This is a genomic window from Bowmanella pacifica, assembly GCF_014645355.1.
Lineage (GTDB): Bacteria > Pseudomonadota > Gammaproteobacteria > Enterobacterales > Alteromonadaceae > Bowmanella > Bowmanella pacifica.
Genome location: NZ_BMLS01000002.1, coordinates 1 through 15,286, shown reverse-complemented (window position 1 = coordinate 15,286; position 15,286 = coordinate 1). Strand labels below are relative to the sequence as shown.

Genomic DNA, 15,286 nt, shown 5'->3' with positions numbered 1-15,286 from the left:
CTATTTTAACGCGTCAGACTTTTTGACTTCGCTGACAATTTCGCCATCCGCCAGACGGGTGGTCAGCATATCGCCTTCCTTAACATCAGCGACCCTTTTGACCACTTTTCCTTGTTTGAGGCTGATACTGTACCCCCTTGATAAGGTAGCCAGCGGACTGACGGTGTCCAGCAGATGGGCTGTACTGGCCAGCTTTTGTTCGTGGCCATGCAGACATTGCTGAATATTGCGATTCAGGGATTGATGTAAAAAGGCCAACCGCTGCTCTTCGCGATTAACACGTTCTATCGGAGATTGCTTCGCCAGTCGATTCTCCAACCCCTGCTGTTTTTCCTGTAAACGGGTAAATTGCCGTTGAATAGAAAATGTTAGATTCTCTGCCAACCTGTCCAGTTGCTGAGCCTGTTGATTAAGGCGCGCCTGCGGATGATGACGCACCAAGCGGCTCTCAAGGAGCTGCTGACTATAAGACTTGGCTTCCAACAGCGCCTGGAGACGCTGACGCAGGCGTATGGCTAATTGTTGAACACGGTTTTGTAGCTCGTCTTTGTCTTGGCTCACCAATTCAGCTGCAGCCGACGGGGTTGGGGCGCGCAGGTCAGCCACAAAATCTGCAATGCTGACATCCACTTCATGGCCCACAGCACTGATTACTGGCAGGTTGGAGTGAAAAATACAACGGGCCAGGCGTTCATCGTTAAAACACCAAAGATCTTCCAACGATCCGCCGCCCCGCCCAACAATCAGAACGTCTACTTCATTGCGCTGGTTCGCCGTTTCAATGGCATTGATAAGCTGAAAGGGCGCCTGTTCCCCTTGCACCTGGCTGGGGTACAACACCACTTCTATGGCCGGGTTGCGCCGTTTGAGCACCGTCAGAATGTCGTGCATGGCGGCGCCGGTGGGCGAGGTGACGACCCCGACTTTTAAAATAGGCTGAGGAAGCGGGCGCTTGTGACTTTGATCAAATAACCCTTCTGTCAGTAGTTTACGCTTGAGCTGTTCAAATTGTTGCTTAAGCAAGCCTTCGCCCTCAGGCTCCATATGTTCGACGATAAGTTGGTAATCGCCTCGGGGCTCGTACAGGCTAATGGACGCTCTGGCCAAGACCTTGTCACCTTCCTTGGGCAACTGCTGTACACGGCGATTGGCGTTTTTGAACATAGCCGAGCGCACTTGAGCTCGTTGGTCTTTGAGGGTGAAATACCAGTGGCCGGAACTGGCTGCCACAAAGTTGGATATTTCGGCCCTGACCCAGACCTGACCTATCTCAGATTCCAGTACTTGCCGGGCATGGCGGTTCAAATGGCTGATGGTGTATATCTGCTGGTTGGGAGACGACATAAAAAACTTATCTAACGAAGAGAAAACAAGTTTACCCTAAAGGGCAAAACAGCTACAATTGCGCCGCAACTAAATCCTCTTTCTATAGGTGTTGTTGCGATGCTCAGAATCGAAAAAGAAGCCCTGACTTTCGATGATGTTTTGTTAGTTCCAGGTCATTCTACCGTCCTTCCCCATACTGCCAGTCTCAAGACACGTGTAACACGTGGCGTTGAGTTGAATATTCCGATGATTTCTGCCGCAATGGACACTGTCAGTGAAGCCCGTTTGGCTATCGCTTTGGCCCAGGAAGGGGGAATCGGCTTTATTCACAAGAACATGACCGCCGAAGAACAAGCCAGTCATGTTCGTCAGGTCAAAAAATACGAAAGTGGTGTGGTCTCCGACCCAACCACGGTCACATCTGATGCCACCATAGGTGAAATCAATACCCTAAGCAAGTTGCATGGATTCTCTGGTTTCCCGGTGGTGGATAAAGACAACAACCTGATTGGCCTTGTGACCGGTCGTGATTTGCGTTTTGAAAACAACCTGAGTCTGCCCATTGCCAATGTGATGACGCCTAAAGAGCGTTTGGTCACGGTAAAAGAGGGCGCCAGCTCAGAAGAAGTGCTGGGATTAATGCATGAACATCGCATTGAAAAAATCCTGGTAGTCGATAACGAATTCAAACTCAAAGGTTTGATCACCGTTAAGGATTTCCAAAAAGCCGAAAGCAAACCTAATGCCTGTAAGGACGCCTTGGGTCGTCTGCGCGTGGGCGCAGCGGTTAGCGTGGGTGCCGGTACTGATGAGCGCATTAAGCTGCTGGTGGAAGCCGGTGTGGATGTGCTGCTGATTGATACCTCTCACGGCCATTCTCAGGGTGTTATCGACCGCGTGAAGAAAGTGCGTGCCGATTATCCTGAAGTGCAACTGATTGCCGGTAACGTTGCCACTGCCGAGGGAGCGAAAGCCCTGGCCGATGCAGGCGTGGATGCGGTGAAGGTAGGTATTGGTCCTGGCTCTATCTGTACAACCCGTATTGTTACGGGTTGTGGCGTACCGCAGATTACTGCCATTAGCGATGCGGTAGAAGGTTTGAAAGGTACCGATGTACCTGTGATTGCCGACGGTGGTATTCGTTTCTCCGGTGATATCGCTAAAGCTTTGGCGGCCGGTGCCAGCTGTGTCATGGTGGGCAGTATGCTGGCCGGTACCGAAGAAGCGCCAGGTGAAGTGGAACTGTATCAAGGTCGTTACTATAAGTCTTACCGCGGTATGGGTTCATTAGGTGCCATGAATCAAAGCCATGGTTCTTCTGACCGCTACTTCCAGGACAGCAAGAACGCCGAAAAGCTGGTACCTGAAGGGATTGAAGGCCGTGTTGCGTATAAAGGGCCTATCGCCAATATCGTACATCAGCAAATGGGCGGTCTGCGCAGTGCCATGGGGCTGACCGGCTGCGGTACTATCGATGAGCTTCGCACTAAGGCCAAGTTTGTGCGGGTAACCTCAGCAGGTATGGGCGAGTCACACGTGCATGATGTGACTATTACCAAGGAAGCGCCTAACTACCGCTTAGGCTAACCGGGTAGTGTTTGCCAAGGGGGCGGCTTCGCCCCCTTGCTTATTCCGTTAGGCTTTTAGGGCATACCAGGCTTAAAAGTTTAGTGGAATAGGTAGGTTTTATTTCCGGCGGCCAAGCCGCAGATTAACTCAAAATGGGAACTCCATGACTGCAAATATTCATGACCACCGCATACTGATTCTGGACTTCGGCTCCCAGTACACTCAGCTTATCGCTCGTCGTATTCGTGAAATCGGCGTTTATTGCGAACTATGGGCCTGGGATGTGACGGAAGCGCAAATTCGTGAGTTCAATCCGCAGGGTATTATCCTGTCAGGTGGCCCTGAGTCGGTTACCGAAGCGGATTCACCGCGCGCACCTGATTATGTATTTAATGCTGGGGTGCCGGTGTTTGGTATCTGCTACGGCATGCAAACCATGGCTGAGCAGTTGGGTGGTAAGGTGCAAGGCTCTAATATCCGTGAGTTTGGCTATGCCCAGGTCGAAGTGCTGCAAAGCTCACCGCTGCTGGACAAAATTGAAGACCATATCGGCAGCAACGGCAATGCCTTGCTGGACGTATGGATGAGCCACGGTGATAAGGTTAGCGCTATTCCTGAAGGGTTCAGCACCCTGGCCGCTACCGACAGCTGTCCTTTCGCGGCGATGGCCAATGAAGATAAGCGTTTCTACGGCGTGCAGTTTCACCCTGAAGTAACCCACACCCGCCAAGGCCAGCGTTTGCTGGAGCACTTTGTACTGGACATCTGTGGCTGTGAGAAGCTCTGGACTCCGGCCTCTATTATCGAAGATGCGGTAGAACGTATTCGCACTCAGGTGGGCGATGATGAAGTGATCCTGGGCCTTTCCGGTGGGGTAGATTCCTCGGTCACCGCCATGTTGCTGCACCGCGCTATAGGCCAAAAGCTGACCTGCGTATTTGTCGACAATGGTTTGTTGCGTCTGAACGAAGGCCAGCAGGTCATGGACATGTTCGGTGATCATTTCGGCCTGAATATCGTTAAGGTCGATGCTGAGCCGCGCTTTTTAGGTGAGCTGGCTGGTGTCGAAGATCCCGAAGCCAAGCGTAAGGTTATTGGTCGCGTCTTCGTGGAAATCTTTGATGAAGAAGCGGGTAAGTGCGTCAATGCTAAATGGCTGGCACAAGGTACTATCTACCCGGATGTGATTGAATCAGCTGGCTCTGCCACCGGCAAAGCCCATGTGATCAAGTCTCACCACAACGTAGGTGGTTTGCCGGAAGATATGGAACTGGGCCTGGTTGAGCCGCTGCGTGAACTGTTTAAAGACGAAGTGCGTAAAGTCGGTCTGGAACTGGGTCTGCCTTACGATATGCTGTATCGCCACCCCTTCCCTGGACCAGGCTTAGGTGTGCGTGTGCTGGGTGAAGTGAAAAAGGAATACTGTGACCTGCTGCGCCGCGCCGACGCTATCTTTATCGAAGAACTGCATAAGGCCGACTTGTACAATAAAGTCAGCCAGGCCTTTACCGTATTCCTGCCGGTGCGCTCGGTTGGGGTCATGGGCGATGCGCGTAAATACGATTGGGTAGTGTCGCTGCGTGCGGTGGAAACCATCGACTTTATGACCGCCCACTGGGCACACCTGCCCTATGACTTCCTGGGTAAGGTGTCTAACCGCATTATCAATGAAATCGACGGCATTTCCCGTGTGGTTTACGACATTTCTGGTAAGCCACCTGCTACTATTGAGTGGGAATAATCTCCTGCTAGGTACTAGCTAGTACCAACTGGTATGAAAAGATAAAAAGGCCCATATTTGTATGGGCTTTTTTGTACCAGGATATTGGTTAAACTCACGCCTTACAGACTGTCATCGTCTCAGATGAAAAAGCATTAGCGTCATCTCGGTGCGACTCTTTCCCTAACGGAGAGGTTTCAGGCTTGGAAGGTTATTACAAAATAATGGAAGAGGCTTTAGAGGTGCCAAGAGTTTAAGGTGTTTAAAATTCATTAGGTACATCTAAAGCAAGAGGTTGTAATTTCAGGCTTAAGTTGTGATTTGAAATATCAAGATGCATTCATTTTTAATAAAATTTTCTTTGATAATGTTAATACAAGTAGTGCTGGTAAAAGCATAATCATATGTAAAGCTAACTGTGATGGGCTACTTAGCTCAAAGATTTGGATAATTAGTACAAATAACCCAGCCCCTCCTATTTGAATAAATCCCAATAAAGCAGATACCCTGCCAATATTGTTACTGAACGTGCTAATGGCCAGGCTAGAGGATGTGCCCAAGGTTAACGATGTTCCTGCTGAATTAATAAATATAGGTATCATAAAGCTTATCGCTGTATTGTTTTCATTAAGCATTATAAAACCACTAGAGATTGTGAAAATTAGTCCAATTTTTAGTGTTTTCTCAACACCAAATTTACCGATAAGGTAAGGAGCAATGAGCATTCCACCGATAATGCTAATTACGGCATTAATGCCAAACCAAAAACTGAATTCGCGAATGGAAAGTGACAATCTATCTAGTAGCCACACTGGAGAGTTAGAAACAAAGCTAATGATCACAGCCATAGATAGCATTGATATCAAAGAATAAAATAAGAAGTTTCTTTCGAGCAGTACTGCTCCAAATGAGCTATCTCTATGGATAGCGTTATTTTTACTAAATGTCTCAGGTAATTTTAGAAAAATGAATATAAACGCGAATAGTGCATAGCCAGCCATAAAAACAAAAGTGGCTCTATAACCATAACTTTCAGTTAAAAATGCTCCCAGTACCGGAGCTAATGCAGGTACGCAACATAGGACGCCATTCAGGAAGCTTAAGACTTTGGGTAAGGAGTGTTGGTCATAAACATCTTTAGCGATCGCTGTAACAATAGTCGCTGTTGCTGCGGCGGACAATCCTTGAACAACTCTAAAAAATACCAATGCCTCTATAGTGGGGGCATAAATTTGGACTACTGAGCATAATAGATACAGTGAAATGCCGAGCAAAGCAATCTGTCTTCTCCCGAACTGATCGATAAACCTACTTAGCACTAGTTGTCCAATTCCAAAGCCAATGGCAAAAAAGGTAACCGTACTTTTTAGCTCTTTAGCCGATGCAGATAGTGCTATTCCAATATCAGGAAAGGCCGGTAAGTATATATCAATGGCTAATGGCCACAAAGCCACTAGTAATATTAAGTGGTATATGTATTTTTTATTTTTCAGCATGTCCGTCCTATTTGATAAGTTTATTATTTATGTTGGTGTTTTTTGATTTGATATTTTTGTTCTTTGAATTATTTGTCATGAATATCTGTGTGAATAATTTTGGCGGTGGGGAAGCCCGTTAAATTCTTAGTGCTCTTAGTCTGGAATCAAGTAAAAGCTAACCAGTCGAATTGGTAAATGAACTTTAGTGATAAAGTGATATAATCTGAAGTGATTTTATTTCATAAGTGATGTGATTTTCAGGAATATCATGATTGATTTATCTAGATTGGTGAAAACTGATATTAACTTATTTATTTGCTTATACGTTCTGATTAAGGAGCGAAGTGTTAGCCGAACGGCGCACAGATTGTGTTTGTCGCAATCAGCGGTCAGTAAACAGTTAACAAAGTTGAGGCAAGTGTTTGATGACCCTTTATTTGAAAGACAGTCAAAAGGTCTGCTGCCAACCCCGAAAGCTATACATTTGGAGCACAAACTGGAGCAAGTTTTGCTTCAGATTGACAATCTGAGTGTTCCTGAGCAATTTGAACCTAAACATAGTCGTCGTATATTCAGCTTTGACTTGGTTGAAACTGCATACTCCATTGTTTTCCCTAAATTTATTCCTAAGATGTTGCAATGTGCACCGAATGTCACGATAAAAAGTGTTGAATGGAGTGAGACGAGTGTTTCTCGACTTCAGAATAGAGAGGTGGACTTTGGCATCGGCATTTTTGAATGGGATGAGCGAGCAAAAAATCATGTTCAGAATATTCCTTCCTCACTGAATTTTGCTGAGCTACTGCAAGACGTTGCTGCTTGTGCAATCAGAAAGGGTCATCCAGCTTTGCAAGAAGCATGGAGCTTAGACACTTTTTTAAAATACCGTCATATTCAAGTTATTACTGGAGGTGTGTCTCAGTGGTTGTTACATGAAGTGTTAGAGATGAAGAGATTGAAATTGAATAATGCAGTGAATGTCTCCGACGTTGCCGGTGCAGTGACGCTGTGTGAAAGTAGTGATTTGATTTTGAACTATCCACTTAGATACCTTCGTGAGTTTGAAAATAAAGCAGATATTGTGCTGATGCCATTCCCTCTGACGTTGATTCCTGGCGGTATTTTTTTATTGTGGGATAAACAGTTAGACAATGATGCTAGCCATAGGTGGCTTAGGGAGCTTATTGTTAGCCAGGCATACGAGTAGTTCCGTGTCACTGTGCCATGCTGAGTGTTTCAGTACTTGTTTAAGTGTTCTTAGGGAAGGGAGTCATGCTTTGGGATGAACTTTTGTAAACTCGGATGAAAGTTCTTGGCTGTGCTGCCGATGATCTGAAGCCGAGTAATAGGTTTCAAGGTTACCTGCTGCACCTATTTTGCTGAATTCAACATATAACAGATGTCTTTCAGCAGGCAGCAACAGTGGCGTTAATGCATTGATAGCCCTGTCGGGGTGAGATTGACTGAGCCTAGGGAAAAGTATGAATGAGATAATAGAAATTGGTGATGTACCTTGGACATTGAGTGACATTGCCAACAGTTACACTGAGTTTAAGCATGTCTACAGCCAAAGACCCATTGTCGACAATGCCGGGGGAATGAAGGCACCTCACGCATTTGCCTGCTGGTTTATGCTTAAACAACTGCAGCCCGGCTTAATTATCGAAAGTGGCGTTTGGAAAGGCCAGGGGACTTGGCTTATTGAGCAAGCATGCCCGGATGCGGAGTTGGTTTGTCTGGACATTAATCTGCGCCGGTTGCAGTACAGGTCCTCCAACGCGCGCTACATTGAAAAAGATTTTTCACTAGTTAATTTCTCAGAGTATGACAAAGCCAATTCCTTGTGCTTTTTTGACGATCATCAAAACGCACTGACCCGCTTACAGCAGATGAAGTGGAAAGGGTTTAATGCAGCCATGTTTGAAGACAACTACCCTAAGCGGCGGGGAGATTGTTATTCGTTGAAGAAGATGTTTGGCGGTGATGGGTTTGCGCTGGAAACGGCTGAACAAGATAGCGCTCAAACGGCTGGATATATTGAGCCCAATACCACGCACAGAGAGGAGCTTTATCAGGCATTGGCTCTGTATTATGAGTTTCCACCGCTTTTCAAAGAGCCTATGACTCGATGGGGAGACAGTTGGGATAATACGCATTACCCGACAAAGCCGCCGGTTTTTGCCGCTAATGTAGAGGATGAACTAAGAGACGAGGCGTTACATTACACCTGGATGTGTTATCTGAAGCTCAAGGCGGCTTAAGCACGGGGCCTAATGTGCCAGGGTATAAAAAGGTGCCGCGGCACCTTTTAGCCACTATTTAAGATTATCGAACTGACGTTTTAGATCGTAGTTTTCATCGGTAACGATTTTTTCCAGGGTTTGTACCCTTTCCTTTAATGTACTGAGTTCCTGCTTGAGGTTATTCAGCTCTGTTTCGTTAAGCTTGGGGGCTTTTTTATGTCTGGAGTTGACCAGCTCAACGAGAGCCCAGCAAACGATGGCTACAATAGCAACGGCAGTCAAATTCATGGTTTATCCTTAAGCTTGTTTGATAAATATCCTAACTCTTTTTGCAAATAGTTAGCCAATCAAAAATGCTATATAATTCATGCAATTAAAATAAACCTTATAAGAGGCAATGGCACAAAGTTAGTGAATCAAGCTAACTGGTAGCCAATTTCGCCAAGTGTGCCGGGTAACTGATGGTAAATGATGAGATGTGGATGGCCCAAGCCATCGAACTGGCCAAACAAGCCTGGCAGGAAGGTGAAATCCCGGTCGGGGCAATATTGGTTAAAGATGAGCAGATTATAGGCCAGGGCTGGAACCGACCCATAAGCAGTCACGATCCGTCTGCTCATGCTGAAATGCTGGCTATCCGGGATGCTGGCCAGAAAATCGGTAATTACCGTCTGCTGGGGGCTACCTTGTATGTCACCCTCGAACCTTGTTCCATGTGCGCGGGTCTGTTGGTGCACAGTCGTATTCAACGACTAGTTTATGGGGCATCCGATCTGAAAACCGGGGCCTGTGGCTCGGTGATGGACTTAGTGCGTCATCCGCAACTCAATCATCAGTTAGAGGTGACTGGCGGTGTTCTGGCCGAGCCTTGTGGTGAATTGTTATCTGAATTTTTTCGCTGGCGTAGGGCGCAGAAAAAAGCCTTTAAGCAGCAACAGCAGGACTAGCAGGCTTGCGCCATATCTTCAGGCAGGTCGGCGGCTTGAAAGGTCTGACGACGCAGTTGTACTTTCTTCAGAACTTTTTTCAGCACCTGGCGACGGCGCTGACCCGATGCAACAGGTTTACGGGCTTTAAATAAACTTCTTTTTCGCATAATTATCTCCATCTCTTATTTGCAGCCTAACTGTTACACAGCTGTGTGACAGTTTTTTGAAGTTTCCTTCATCGGCTGTTTGTTAGACAGGATATGATGGCAATTAATTCCCTTTCAATCGGTAGATTGTAACTTTTCATCGTCGGGGGCCGACTCCGGCACGGTTTGTGGCTGCTGTTTTTCACGTTGCTCTTCCAGCCACACCAGGGTGTCATAGTAGCGACGAATATTGGATACATAAGTCACCGCTTCGTCTCCGCGCGCATAGCCGTACTTGGTGGTTTTGTAGTGTTTTTTCTGACGTAACATGGGCAATCGCAGTTTAACGTCCACCCATAGATCCGGGTTGGCACCTTGTCGCTCGGTCAGCACCCGCGCATCCTCCAGATGGCCCATGCCCACATTGTAGGCGGCCAGGGCAAACCAGATTCGGTCTGGATCGCGAATGCGGTCGGGTACACGCCTAATCAGCTCCTGCAGATATTTAGAGCCACCGCGAATGCTTTGTTCAGCATCAAGCCGGGAGGTCACCCCGAGATCTTTGGCCGTCGGCAACGTCAGCATCATTAGACCGCGCACCCCGGTAGGGGACTTGGCTTTGGGATCCCAGTGGCTTTCCTGATAACTCATCGCCGCGAGCAGGCGCCAGTCTAGACTACCTGCATGGCCTTCGAATAATTTTCTGAACCTGGGCAATACATTATCCACCGCTTGAATAAACAGACGGGTATCTACGTAATTAAATTGCCTGACATGGCCAAAATATTTGTCTTCCAGTGCGGCGAGACGACCGGATTGGTGCAAGGTACTAAAATAATCCAGCAAGGCCGAAAACAGCGAGTCATCGAGTTGCTTGTTCATGGCCCACGCCACTCGCTGAGGCTCTTGCAGGGTAAAGCCTATGGCAAGTTCAGGATGACGGCGGCGCATCAGGGCCAGAATATTGGAGTCTGTGATGGTGTAGTCATATTGCTCGGCAATCACGGCTTCCATTAGTTCTTCGGAGTCCATGTCACTGCTTTCTTGCCAGTTTAGTTCTGGATACTGTTGCTGCAACTGGCTCAGGGTATCGGTGTGACTGGAGTCGGCAACAACCACAAGTTGACCGGTTAAATCACTCACTTCTCTGGGCCAAATCTTTCCTTGCTTGTATACCAACTTCTGGCTGACTTGCTGATAAGGGGGGCCGAACCTGAACCTTTCTGCCCGCTGGGCGGTGACCGTAAGTTCGGCCGCTAACAAATCCAGGTTCTGTTGCTCAAGGTGATAAAAAGACTGGCTAAGACTGTAGTAAGGAAAAATTTCCAGCTTAACACCCAAATAGTCGGCAAAGCCTTTCGCCAACTCATACTCAAAGCCTTCAGGACCACTCGCTCCGGTATAATAAGTGGTTAAACCATATAAGGTGCCAACCTTTAGAACGCCGCGCTCCAAAACCAGGCCCAGGCTGCTTTGGGTTGGCGCGCGCTGGCAAGACGCCAACAACACCGCTGCTGCAACGACGAATAAAACCTTGAGTTTTCGGATTATTTGGGGTGTCAGCAATACGGCCATCGGTTGCCAGTTGGAAGTCCTCGGATTGCCATTGTGACGAAAAACAACAGCCGGTGCCAGCCCCTTGAATTAAACAACAGTCTAATAATGTAAGGTTTTTTTGCAGAGAATAGGGGCTGTTAGCGCGCCTTGGGAGCACTTTGGAGAGGTTCGATTACGCCGTTGGGCTGGTGCAAATTAGCAATTCAAGGTCGGAGCAGCGCAAAGCTTATCAGACGAGGCATTTTCGACTATAATCCGCCGCGCAAAATCCTGACGAGCGAATCATCCGCCAAAGCAGCTGCGCGGGTGAATCTTAAACTACCAACTTGGATGACTAAAACATGCTAATCCTCCGCGGTGCGCCAGCCCTTTCCGATTTTCGAATTCAAAAACTGCTGACGCAGTTGGCCGAACAGCAACTGGAGGTGAACGGCCTGTACGCCGAGTACGTCCACTTCGCCCAGGTGAGTGGCGAGTTGACCGACCGTGAAGCCGAGTTGTTAAACAGCCTGCTGGTGTACGGTCCCAAAGCTGGGGCGCACAGCACCGACGGAGAACTGATTTTGGTGGTGCCTCGTCCAGGCACTATTTCGCCTTGGTCATCCAAAGCTACCGATATTGCTCATAATTGCGGTCTAAACAAGGTTAAACGTTTAGAGCGCGGTATTGCGTTTTATCTGCAGGGGGTACCGGCAGGCAAAATAGCTGAGGTGACGGCACTGTTGCATGACCGCATGACAGAAGCGACCTTTACCAGCCTGGAACAGGCGCAGGCACTGTTTGTTGAACAGCAGCCGGCTCCAATGAGCAGCGTGGATGTGCTGGGACAGGGCCGCTCCGCCCTGGAAAAAGCCAATCTGGAATTAGGTTTGGCCCTTGCCGAAGATGAAATTGACTACTTGGTTAGCAGTTTCCAGCGTCTGGGACGTAACCCCAATGACGTCGAGCTTTACATGTTCGCGCAGGCCAACTCTGAGCATTGTCGCCATAAGATTTTTAACGCCGATTGGACCATAGACGGTGTGCAGCAGCCCAAGTCGCTGTTCAAAATGATCAAAAACACCTTTGAGCATTGCCCAGACTATGTGCATTCCGCATACAAAGACAACGCGGCGGTAATGGAAGGTTCCTATGCCGGACGTTTCTTCCCGTCAGTGGAGTCTGGTAGCTATCAGTATCATCATGAAAATATCGATATTCTCATGAAGGTGGAAACCCATAACCACCCAACGGCTATCTCGCCTTTCCCGGGTGCGGCAACAGGTTCCGGTGGTGAAATCCGTGATGAAGGTGCGACAGGTCGCGGCGCAAAACCTAAAGCCGGTTTGGTGGGTTTCTCCGTATCTAACCTGCGTTTGCCAGGTAATCAGCAACCTTGGGAGCAAGACTTCGGTAAACCCGGACATATCGCCAGCGCCCTGGATATTATGATTGAGGGCCCGCTTGGCGGCGCCGCCTTTAACAACGAATTCGGTCGTCCAAACATCCTGGGTTACTTCCGTACTTACGAGCAGCAAGTTACTAGCTTTAACGGCGAAGAAGTGCGTGGTTATCACAAGCCGATTATGCTGGCCGGTGGTATGGGCAACATTCGTGCTCAACATACGCAAAAGGCCGATATCCCTGTGGGGGCCAAGTTGATTGTACTGGGTGGCCCGGCGATGAATATCGGTCTGGGCGGTGGTGCCGCCTCATCCATGGCGGCCGGTCAGTCCAATGAAGATCTGGATTTCGCCTCAGTACAGCGTGACAACCCTGAAATTGAACGTCGTTGTCAGGAAGTGATTGACCGCTGCTGGCAGTTTGGTGAAGACAACCCTATCCAGTTTATCCACGATGTGGGCGCGGGGGGGTTGTCTAATGCCTTCCCTGAGCTGGTTAACGACGGTGGTCGTGGTGGCCAGTTCCAACTGCGTAACGTGCCTAACGATGAACCTGGAATGTCGCCGTTGCAGGTATGGTGTAACGAGTCTCAGGAACGTTATGTACTGGCGGTAGCGCCGCACAACCTTGAGCGTTTTGCGGCAATTTGTGAGCGTGAGCGCGCCCCTTTTGCAGTAGTTGGTGAAGCCACCGCAGAGCCTCATTTGACGCTGGCCGACAGCCATTTTGACAATAAGCCAGTGGATTTACCGCTGGATGTATTGCTCGGCAAGCCACCGAAAATGCACCGCGATGTACAGTCGCTGCAAGTGACAGGTTCAGCACTGGTAACTGAGAAAATCAGCCTGGCCGAGGCGGCAGAGCGTTTGCTGCAATTGCCGACTATTGCTGAGAAAACCTTCCTGATCACCATAGGCGATCGCTCGGTTACCGGCCTGGTTAATCGTGACCAGATGGTGGGTCCATGGCAGATCCCGGTGGCCGATGTAGCGGTTACCGCGGCCGGTTATGACACTTACCACGGTGAAGCCATGGCCATGGGCGAGCGCACGCCGGTGGCACTGCTTAGCCACGGTGCTTCTGCCCGTATGGCGGTGGCCGAAGCCATTACCAATATTGCTGCTGCCGATATTGGCGACCTGAAACGCATAAAACTTTCCGCTAACTGGATGGCCGCTGCCGGTCACCCTGGTGAAGATGCCGGTTTATATGAGGCGGTGAAGGCTGTAGGCGAAGAGCTTTGCCCGGCCCTGGATTTAACCATTCCAGTGGGTAAAGACAGCATGTCGATGAAGATGCGCTGGCAGGATCAGGGTGCCGAAAAGGCCGTTACTTCGCCGCTATCATTGGTCATTACGGCTTTTGCCCGGGTTGAGGATGTACGCCGTACCCTGACCCCACAGCTGCGACTGGATAAAGGTGACTCTAAGCTGGTACTGATTGACCTGGGTGCCGGTCAGAACCGTCTGGGGGCCTCTTGTCTGGCGCAGGTTTATGACCAGTTGGGCAACCAAGCGCCAGATCTGGATAACCCAGAATTGCTGCGCGGTATGTTCAACGCCGTACAGACGCTAAACCGTCAGGGACTGGTATGGGCTTATCACGATAGATCGGACGGCGGTTTGTTTACCACTATCGCAGAGATGGCCTTTGCCGGTAACTGCGGTGCCAATGTTCAACTGGATGGCTTGGGTGAGGCTTTGGCCGCGCTGTACAACGAAGAGCTGGGCGCGGTATTGCAAGTACCCGCGACCAAGCTGGATGAAGTTAAACAAGTTTTTGCCGACAACGGTCTGGCAGCACTAGTGCATGTAATTGGTGAGCCTATTAGCGATGATCGCTTGGAGTTCACCTTAGCAGGTCAGACTCTGCTGTCTGAAACCCGCAGTCATTACCGTGCATTGTGGGCGCAAACTACCCATCAAATCCAATCCATGCGTGATAACCCGGATTGCGTTGCCGAAGAGCTGGTAACTAAAACTGATACAGCAAACCCAGGCTTGCACGCCAGTTTAAGCTTTGATTTAAACCAGGATGTGGCGGCGCCTTATATTGCTAAAGGGATTCAGCCTAAGGTGGCTATCTTGCGTGAGCAGGGTGTTAACTCCCACGTAGAAATGGCCGCTGCATTTAGCCGCGCCGGTTTTAATGCCATCGACGTACATATGAGCGACATTCTCTCTGGCCGTATTACCCTTGAGCAGTTCCAGGGCCTGGTGGCTTGTGGCGGCTTCTCTTACGGTGACGTACTGGGTGCCGGCGAAGGTTGGGCCAAATCTATCCTGTTTAATGACATGGCCCGCGAACAGTTCAGCCGTTTCTTCCACCGCAATGAGACCTTCTCCTTGGGGGTATGTAACGGGTGTCAGATGATGTCTAATCTGAAGAGCCTGATCCCAGGTGCAGATTTCTGGCCTCACTTTGTTACCAACCGCAGTGAGCGTTTTGAAGCACGTTTTGCCATGGTGGAAGTGATGGAGTCTAATTCAGTGCTGCTGCAAGGTATGGCTGGGTCAAGAATGCCGGTAGCGGTTTCTCATGGTGAAGGACGTGCCGAGTTTGCCCTGCAATCCGGCCCTCAGTCTGTGATGGACAATCAGTCGGTGGCTCTGCGTTATGTGGATAACTATGGCAAGGTTACCGAGCAGTATCCGGCTAACCCTAATGGTTCGCCTTTGGGTATCACGGGTCTGACAAGTACCGACGGGCGCGCCACTATTATGATGCCGCACCCTGAGCGGGTGTTCCGCACAGTAGCTAACTCCTGGCACCCGGATGAGTGGCAGGAAGACAGTCCGTGGATGCGTATTTTCCGCAACGCCAGGGTGTTCGCGGGATAATCCTTGAACGAGTATTAGCGGACCTTCTGGTCTAATGCCGATCAGTTAAGAAATATTCGAGCGATCGGTTGACCGATCCTTCGAGGCGTTCAGAA

11 protein-coding genes are annotated in these 15,286 nt (G+C 49.1%); 6 read left to right on the top strand and 5 right to left on the bottom strand.

Going from position 1 to position 15,286, the window contains the following annotated elements; translation table 11 throughout:
* The gene (xseA, locus tag IEX02_RS06180; RefSeq protein WP_188691894.1) at positions 1-1,344 is read right to left on the bottom strand and encodes an exodeoxyribonuclease VII large subunit; all 1,344 of its coding nucleotides are present in this window, start codon (positions 1,342-1,344) and stop codon (positions 1-3) included.
* Between the two features lie 99 nt (positions 1,345-1,443).
* Here xseA and guaB point away from each other — a divergent pair, with 99 nt between their 5' ends.
* Together guaB and guaA are read left to right on the top strand one after the other, a co-directional pair.
* A complete protein-coding gene (gene guaB, locus IEX02_RS06175) occupies positions 1,444-2,913 on the top strand; it encodes an IMP dehydrogenase (RefSeq protein WP_188691891.1) in 1,470 nt (489 codons plus the stop codon).
* A gap of 145 nt (positions 2,914-3,058) precedes the next feature.
* The gene (gene guaA / locus IEX02_RS06170) at positions 3,059-4,636 is read left to right on the top strand and encodes a glutamine-hydrolyzing GMP synthase (RefSeq protein ID WP_188691889.1); all 1,578 of its coding nucleotides are present in this window, start codon (positions 3,059-3,061) and stop codon (positions 4,634-4,636) included.
* Positions 4,637-4,944: 308 nt separating this feature from the next.
* Here guaA and IEX02_RS06165 read toward each other — a convergent pair whose 3' ends face one another.
* Positions 4,945-6,111, bottom strand: a complete 1,167-nt coding sequence (locus tag IEX02_RS06165) for a multidrug effflux MFS transporter (protein WP_188691886.1) — start codon at positions 6,109-6,111, stop codon at positions 4,945-4,947.
* A 250-nt stretch (positions 6,112-6,361) separates the two neighbouring features.
* Between IEX02_RS06165 and IEX02_RS06160 the strand changes: the two genes are divergently transcribed.
* On the top strand, positions 6,362-7,300 hold the full coding sequence (locus IEX02_RS06160) for a LysR substrate-binding domain-containing protein (RefSeq protein ID WP_188691882.1): 939 nt from the start codon (positions 6,362-6,364) through the stop codon (positions 7,298-7,300).
* 274 nt (positions 7,301-7,574) lie between these two features.
* Positions 7,575-8,354 (top strand): hypothetical protein, encoded by a 780-nt coding sequence (locus IEX02_RS06155; RefSeq protein WP_188691879.1) that lies wholly within the window; start codon positions 7,575-7,577, stop codon positions 8,352-8,354.
* 54 nt (positions 8,355-8,408) lie between these two features.
* Here IEX02_RS06155 and IEX02_RS06150 read toward each other — a convergent pair whose 3' ends face one another.
* Positions 8,409-8,618 carry a hypothetical protein gene (locus IEX02_RS06150; protein WP_373284977.1) on the bottom strand — a complete coding sequence of 70 codons (210 nt, stop codon included), beginning with the start codon at positions 8,616-8,618 and terminating at the stop codon, positions 8,409-8,411.
* A 179-nt stretch (positions 8,619-8,797) separates the two neighbouring features.
* Between IEX02_RS06150 and tadA the strand changes: the two genes are divergently transcribed.
* Entirely contained in the window at positions 8,798-9,283 is a 486-nt protein-coding gene (gene tadA / locus IEX02_RS06145; protein ID WP_188691873.1) for a tRNA adenosine(34) deaminase TadA, read from the top strand.
* Here the strand turns inward: tadA and IEX02_RS06140 are convergent.
* Both IEX02_RS06140 and mltF read right to left on the bottom strand, forming a co-directional pair.
* Complete coding sequence (locus tag IEX02_RS06140; protein WP_188691870.1) at positions 9,280-9,432, bottom strand: hypothetical protein; 153 nt, start codon at positions 9,430-9,432, stop codon at positions 9,280-9,282. The genes tadA and IEX02_RS06140 overlap by 4 nt on opposite strands.
* A 114-nt stretch (positions 9,433-9,546) precedes the next feature.
* Positions 9,547-10,986 (bottom strand): membrane-bound lytic murein transglycosylase MltF, encoded by a 1,440-nt coding sequence (gene mltF, locus IEX02_RS06135; RefSeq protein ID WP_188691868.1) that lies wholly within the window; start codon positions 10,984-10,986, stop codon positions 9,547-9,549.
* A 323-nt stretch (positions 10,987-11,309) separates the two neighbouring features.
* Between mltF and purL the strand changes: the two genes are divergently transcribed.
* Positions 11,310-15,191: a phosphoribosylformylglycinamidine synthase gene (purL, locus tag IEX02_RS06130; RefSeq protein ID WP_188691864.1), complete on the top strand. Its 3,882-nt coding sequence runs from the start codon at positions 11,310-11,312 to the stop codon at positions 15,189-15,191.
* Positions 15,192-15,286: the final 95 nt, after the last annotated feature.